This is a genomic window from Aminobacter sp. P4_H6_2, from assembly GCF_056400805.1.
Window position 1 is genome coordinate 1 of sequence record NZ_JBFUKO010000311.1, and the last position, 6410, is coordinate 6410.

A 6410-nucleotide genomic window follows, 5' to 3' on the forward strand; every position below is an offset into this window, starting at 1 on the left:
ATCATTTCCTGGACTTCGCCCAGGCCCTCGGACGGGATCTTGCCGACTTCGATCGACACCAGCCGGCCGAGATCGGTCTTGGCGGCGCGCAGCTCTTCGCCCAGCAGACGCACGAGCTCGCCGCGCTTGGGCGCCGGCACATTGCGCCAGGTCTTGAACGCCTTGTCGGCGCGTTCGATGGCCTTGCCCGCGTCGGCAGGCGAGATCGACTTGAGCGCGCCGATCTGCTCGCCGGTCACCGGGCTGCGCACGATCAGGTCGCCGCCGCTAAAATCGGCCTTGGCAATGCCGAGCCGCTCGAGCAATTCGGTCGTTTCCTTCGCTATCGTCATCGTTTTTTCCTTCCAATTCTCTTGTTTCTTCAGGCGCAATGCGCCGGTGACCAGCCCAGCCGCGTCGAACCGAGCGGCCCCGGCGACGTCGCCTGCTTCAGTTGCGCGGCCATCGATTTCAGTTTCTCTGGCGTGTAGCGGTCGTAAAAATGCTGGTTGCGGCGGCCGAGACCGTGTTCGGCGCTGAAGCTGCCACGATGCTCTTCGACTGCGATCGAGATCACCCGGTCGCGTAACGCGTCGACCCGTGCTGCATCCACCGTTCCGGCCGTTTCGCACGCGACGAGGAGATTGAAGTGCACGCCGCCGTCACCGATGTGGCCGAAGTCACAGATCTCGACCGTGGGAAACTCTTTGGCCAGAACATGGCTCATCTGGGCGCGGAACCGCATCACGTCGCCACGCCGGAAAGACAGGTCGAGGCCGACGAGGTAGCCCGCTGATTTCACGCCTTCAGAGAGCGCGTGCCGCAGTGCCCACATCTCATGTGCTGGGCCTACGAAGGCATCGCGCAAGGGCTCGTCCGGCTGGTCCCAGATCGCGCCGAGTACCTCTTCGAGGACAGCTTCGAGCGTCTGCTCGGTCTCACGGCGTAGCCACGAACGCGACACTTCCGCAAGGATGACGAAGTCGGGCACGCTGCCGCCCGGGAACGGATTGCGCAGCGCCTCGACGTGGGCCAACGTGTGCGTGATTGCTGCGCCTGACATGCCTTCGAAGGCGCTGAGATAGCTGCCAAGGCGCTGCTCCATCGTATTGAGCAGGACCGTCACGTGCTCATGCGAACGCGGCACCAGATAGGCGGTCGCGGTCTGCAACGGCAGCCTTTCCAGATTGAAGGTGCATTCGGTGATGATGCCGAAAGCGCCTGATGTGCCGATGAAGACCTGCTTCCAGTCCACGCCGGTATTGTTCTTGCGCAATCCGGCGTCGAGATCGACCACGGTGCCCGTCTCATCGCCGAGCACCACCTTTAACCCTAGCGTGTTGCGGCGCACATCGCCGAAGCGCAGGAAGCGCGCCCCGCCGGTGTTGGTCGCCACCATTCCGCCAGCCATGGGATCGGCGCCGAGATCGATGGGGAAGAACAGGCCGTGCGGCTGCAGCTTCGCGTTGATCTCGGACAGGCGGAAGCCGGCGTCCACACGCAAGGTACGGTTGTCGAGATCGAGTTCGAAGGTGGAGCGCAGACGCTCCAGGCTCAACACGCCCTGCGTGCCGCTGCCGTCCGGGGTTGACCCGGCGACCAGTCCGGTGTTGCCGGATTGCGGCACGAGAGGGATCGAATGGCGCGCGCAATAGGCGACAGCATCCGAAACGGCTGCGGCAGATGCTGGCCGCGCGACAAAGGTGGCACGCCCGGCATCGTAGCGCGCGCCGTTCTCGTAGCCGGCCATCTCGACCCGGCCGGTCAACAGGCCGCCCGGCCCGAGGAGGACGCCGAGATTGTCGGTGTGTTCGCTCGCCATCATCTTCGTTCAGGCCGCGTCCGAAAACGCTTTCAGCTTGGAAAGGCAGCGCTCGATCGATGCCCGCTCGATGCCGGCATAGTGCTCGAATTCGTTGAGGACGGCAGTGCCGAGCGCGTTTTCGAACAGACGCTGATTGGGGCTGGCGGCGAACTCCCGCACGGCGTCGTCGCCCAGGTTGGACTGGAAGATGCCGGCGGCGGAGACAGGCAAGAAGTCCTCGTAGACGATGGGATCGAAGCGCGCGGCGCCCGCTTCGATCAACGCCTCGATGTCATCCCCGCGTACGTCTGAGCCGGCCGCGTCCTGCTCGACTGTGTACAGGAAATAGCCGAGCCCGGCTTGGCGCATGGCGTTCCAGTCGTCCGGGAAGGCTGTGAAACTCTGCTTCAGCGCCGCGCGGTAGGCGTCCGCGTTCGAACCGTCCGCTGCGGGTCGCACCGTGGCGCGGGCCTGGTTCAGCAGCCTGTCGTAGAGCGCGCGCCCCTTCGGCGTCAGCGCGACGCCACGCTGTTCGATCTCGCCGAAGCGCGCCGTGTGGGAGCCCGGCTGGAGATTGCCGTTCTCATCGGGAAACAACACGCGCTCCTCGATCGCCTTGAAGGACGTCTGGCGCAGCAGGATCGGGCAATCGCGGCTAGGCGGGCCTTCGACGACAGCCTTCGGCACGATGCCGCACGACGGCATCTGGGTCTGCACGGAGTCGATGTTCAACGTGCGCGGCGTCAGATGGTTGATGTGTGGCCCCTTAAATGAGACCACGTCGGCTATGAGACGGTGGGCCTCCTGCAGCCTGGCATAGAGCGTGTGGTCGACGCTCGCCCGGTTGTGCCACCGGAACGTATCGAGAACTTCCGCCACGAACAGCGTCGCCTCGTCATGCGACAGTCCGCCCTCGCGCTCCGCCTTGTCGACCAGCGCCACAGCAGTGGTGGTAAAGATGCGCCGGCCTGCCAGGATCTTCTCGGCGGTCGCGCGCAGATCGCTGTCGGCGATGAGATCCAGCCGCAACAGCGAGGTGAACACCCGGAACGGATTGATTTTCAGAGAGGCTTCGCCGATCGGCCGGAAAGCGGTCGAGTGCACCGGCACGCCGGCCTCACTGAGATCGTAGTAGCCGACCGGAAACATGCCCATCACGGCGAAAACGCGCCGCATCATGGCAAGCTCGGCTTCTGTGCCGAGACGGATGGCGCCGTGCCGCTCCTCGCCGATGCGATCGAGCGACTCGGTCGCTTCGAGGCTGGCCCGCAGCGCCGGCTGCCGGTCCAGTGACGTATCGTTGACGTTCGCCACTAGCGCCATCAGCGTGCCATAGGCAGGCACTTCTTCGCGGTACATGGCCGACATGGCCGCAGAGAACGCGGCGCGGATGGCATCTGGCGACATGAATGGATATGGGGGCATTCGAGTTCTCGTTTTTCACGTTCGGCACGGCGACTTCATGCTGTGGCAGTGTTATAGTCGGCTTCGAAAGCACTGGATTGTGCTGATTCCTTCTAAGTTGATGCAAAGAACGAATGACTGTCGCGCGCACGCTCCTTCCCGACCTTGGCAAGCTGCAGGCTTTCGAGGCTGCCGCCCGCCACGGCAACGTCACGCAGGCCGGCCGTGAGCTCAATCTCTCCCAAAGCGCGGTCAGCCGTCAGATTAAGGACCTCGAGGCCCAACTTGGCCTGTTGCTATTCGAACGAGTACGCCAGCGCGTGGTGCTGTCGGCCGCCGGCCAGAAATTCCTTCCCGACGCCTGTAGGCTGCTCGAACAGGGCGAGGCGGCAATGCTGCGGGCGATGGCAAGCTCTGGGGTATCGCTGCTCAGCCTCGCTACATTGCCGACGTTCGGCAGCCGATGGCTCGTGCCACGACTGCCCAACTTCCTGCGGAGCCATCCCGGCGTCGCACTGAACGTGGCATCCCGCTCCGACCCGTTCGATCTCGAGGAACAGGCTTTCGACGCGGCGATCCACTATGGCCAGCCGGTATGGGCAAACGCGGTGTGCCGCTACATCTGCCGGGAGATCATGGTGCCCGCGGCCAGCCCGGCATTTCTTGCCGGCCGTAGCATCGGGACGCCTGAGGCGCTGGCGCACGAGCCACTGCTGAACTTGGCGACCCGTCCCAAGGCATGGGCGAACTGGTTCCAAGCAGCCGGCGCCGATGCGCAAGGCGCCTATCAGGGCCATCGCTTCGACCAGTTCACCATGCTGATCGAAGCGGCCGTGGCCGGCATGGGCGTGGCGCTGCTGCCGCTCTATCTGGTGGAAAGCGAACTGCGAGACGGCAAGCTCGAAGTCGTGGTGGATTTGCCGCTCCAGACCGAAAACAGCTACTATTTCGTGGTCCCGGAGCGAAAGGCGGCGGGCCCGCTGGCCAACCAGCTGTTCGACTGGATATTGGGGCAGGTGACGGTGCCAGACTGACTGGGCACGGCGTGGCCGCTACCTTGAGCCGGTCCTTTTTCCCTTTCAGGCGCACTGTCCGTCGGCGCTCCTTCGGTGAACCTCTATATATATGCACAGGCATGCATTTAGCTTTGTTGCTTACTGGTTTTCTCGATGAGGGCGGATAGCACCAACCAATCTTGATGGCCCGGACTGGCTGTTTCATGCAAATGGATTGACAGTTCCATGTATTCTCATGAATATGCATATTCATAGTTATGTGGCTCGACACCCGGGAAGCCTGGCGGCCCCGTGGGAGGTCGAGCCACCGTGGCGGTCAGGCCACGCCTGGGAGGGTCGACATGGCGGAACGGTCATTTGCGCGGGAGGTCGAGGACCTCAAGCTTGGTGAGGGCGAGCTCTTTCGCGGCGAGGGCATCCTTGCCATCACCAAGGCGCTACTGCAGTCGGGCGTGTCTTATGTCGGCGGCTATCAGGGTTCGCCGATCTCGCATCTGATGGACGTGCTGGCCGACGCAAAGCCAGTACTTGACGAACTCGGCGTGCATTTCGAATCCTCCGCATCTGAGGCCGCCGCCGCTGCCATGCTTTCGGCGTCGGTGATGTATCCGCTGCGCGGTGCCGTGACCTGGAAATCGACCGCCGGCACTAATGTCGCCAGCGACGCGCTGACCAATCTGGCGTCGAGCGGTGTCAAAGGGGGCGCGCTGATCATCCTCGGCGAGGACTATGGCGAAGGCTCATCCATTCCGCAGGAGCRCAGCCACGCCTTCGCGATGAAGTCGCAGATGTGGCTGCTCGACCCGCGCCCCAATCTCGAATCGATCGTCAAGTCCGTCGAGGACGGCTTCGAACTTTCGGAAGCCTCCAACACGCCCGTGATGATGCAGGTGCGTATCCGCGCCTGCCATGTGCATGGCCAGTTCATTGCCAAGGATAACAAGCGTCCCGCCTTCACCATCAAGGAAGCGCTGGAAAACCCGGTGCGCGACCTCGATCGCATCGTGCTGCCACCGGTGTCGATCACCGTGCACGACCGCGAGAAGATCGAAAAGCGCTGGCCGGCGGCCATCGATTTCATCAAGAGCCGCAAGCTGAACGAATGGTTCGGCCCCGAAGAAGGTGATGTCGGCATCATTCTGCAAGGCGGCATGTACAATTCGGTCATGCGGGCGCTGCAGCTTCTGGGCCTCGCCGACGCCTACGGCAACACAGTTATTCCGCTCTATGTGCTCAACGTGACCTATCCGCTGATCGACGATGAAGTGACGGCGTTCTGCGCTTCCAAACGCGCCGTGCTGATGGTCGAAGAAGGCCACCCCGACTATCTCGAACAGGCCGTCAACAGCATCCTGCGCCGCCGCGACATCAACACTCGCCTCGCCGGCAAAGGTGTCCTGCCCATCCGCGGCGACTACACCGCAGCCGTTTTGATGAACGGCATCCAGGCATTCCTTGAAGAACACGCCGTGGCCCTGCTCGGCAACCGTCCGCCGCTTCCGAGCGCCGACGCAGTGCTCGCCGACCCGAAGGTCAAGGCGCTGAACGCAGTCGTGCCGGCACGCCCCGCCGGCTTCTGCACTGGCTGCCCCGAACGGCCGATCTTCGCTGCCATGAAACTGGTCGAACAGGAACTCGGCGAGCACCACGTCTCGGCCGACATCGGCTGCCATCTGTTTTCCATCCTGCCGCCGTTCAACATTGGCGGCTCCACGATGGGCTACGGCCTGGGACCAGCCTCCGCATCTGCTTTCAATGTCGACGCCGGTAAGCGCGCCATCTCGGTGATGGGCGATGGCGGCTTCTGGCACAACGGACTCACCACCTCCGTCGGCAATGCTGTCTACAACAAGCATGACGGCGTCATCATGGTCGTCGACAACTACTATTCGTCGGCGACGGGGGGACAGGACATCTTGTCGTCGCGCGCCGACAATCCGGAGCGCTCGACCAACAATTCCATTGTCAACGCCGTCAAGGGCATCGGCGCAAAATGGGTGCGCCAGATCGACCGCACCTATGATGTCGCCAAGATGCGCGACACACTGAAGGAGGCGCTGACCTCGAAGGAGGAAGGTCCGAAAATCATCGTCGCTTCGTCCGAGTGCATGCTGAACCGGCAGCGTCGGGAAAAACCGCTGTTCTCTAAGGCGGTCAAGTCAGGCCAGCGGATGGTGCGCGAGCGCTTCGGTGTCGATGAGGACACT

Annotated in this window: 5 protein-coding genes; 2 read left to right on the forward strand and 3 right to left on the reverse strand. The window is 63.2% G+C overall.

Annotated features, from left to right (window positions below; all coding sequences use genetic code 11):
• The 3 genes from AC1DUU_RS20070 to hglS form a co-directional block, all read right to left on the reverse strand.
• Positions 1 to 332, reverse strand: a 332-nt coding sequence (locus AC1DUU_RS20070) for an aldehyde dehydrogenase family protein (RefSeq protein WP_476785159.1), incomplete at its 3' end; no start/stop codon positions are given.
• Between the two features lie 29 nt (positions 333 to 361).
• Positions 362 to 1804 (reverse strand): FAD-binding oxidoreductase, encoded by a 1443-nt coding sequence (locus AC1DUU_RS20075; RefSeq protein WP_476785160.1) that lies wholly within the window; start codon positions 1802 to 1804, stop codon positions 362 to 364.
• A 6-nt stretch (positions 1805 to 1810) separates the two neighbouring features.
• A complete protein-coding gene (gene hglS / locus AC1DUU_RS20080) occupies positions 1811 to 3208 on the reverse strand; it encodes a 2-oxoadipate dioxygenase/decarboxylase HglS (RefSeq protein WP_476785161.1) in 1398 nt (465 codons plus the stop codon).
• Positions 3209 to 3321: 113 nt separating this feature from the next.
• Between hglS and AC1DUU_RS20085 the strand changes: the two genes are divergently transcribed.
• Both AC1DUU_RS20085 and AC1DUU_RS20090 read left to right on the forward strand, forming a co-directional pair.
• Complete coding sequence (locus tag AC1DUU_RS20085) at positions 3322 to 4221, forward strand: LysR family transcriptional regulator (protein WP_476785162.1); 900 nt, start codon at positions 3322 to 3324, stop codon at positions 4219 to 4221.
• A 323-nt stretch (positions 4222 to 4544) separates the two neighbouring features.
• Positions 4545 to 6410, forward strand: a 1866-nt coding sequence (locus AC1DUU_RS20090; RefSeq protein ID WP_476785163.1) for a thiamine pyrophosphate-dependent enzyme, incomplete at its 3' end; no start/stop codon positions are given.

Excerpts from the sequence above, each read along its gene's own strand:
- hglS (WP_476785161.1), bottom strand. The coding sequence starts at position 3,208 with ATGCCCCCATATCCATTCATGTCGCCAGATGCCATCCGCGCCGCGTTC.
- AC1DUU_RS20085 (WP_476785162.1), top strand. The coding sequence starts at position 3,322 with ATGACTGTCGCGCGCACGCTCCTTCCCGACCTTGGCAAGCTGCAGGCT.
- AC1DUU_RS20075 (WP_476785160.1), bottom strand. The coding sequence starts at position 1,804 with ATGATGGCGAGCGAACACACCGACAATCTCGGCGTCCTCCTCGGGCCG.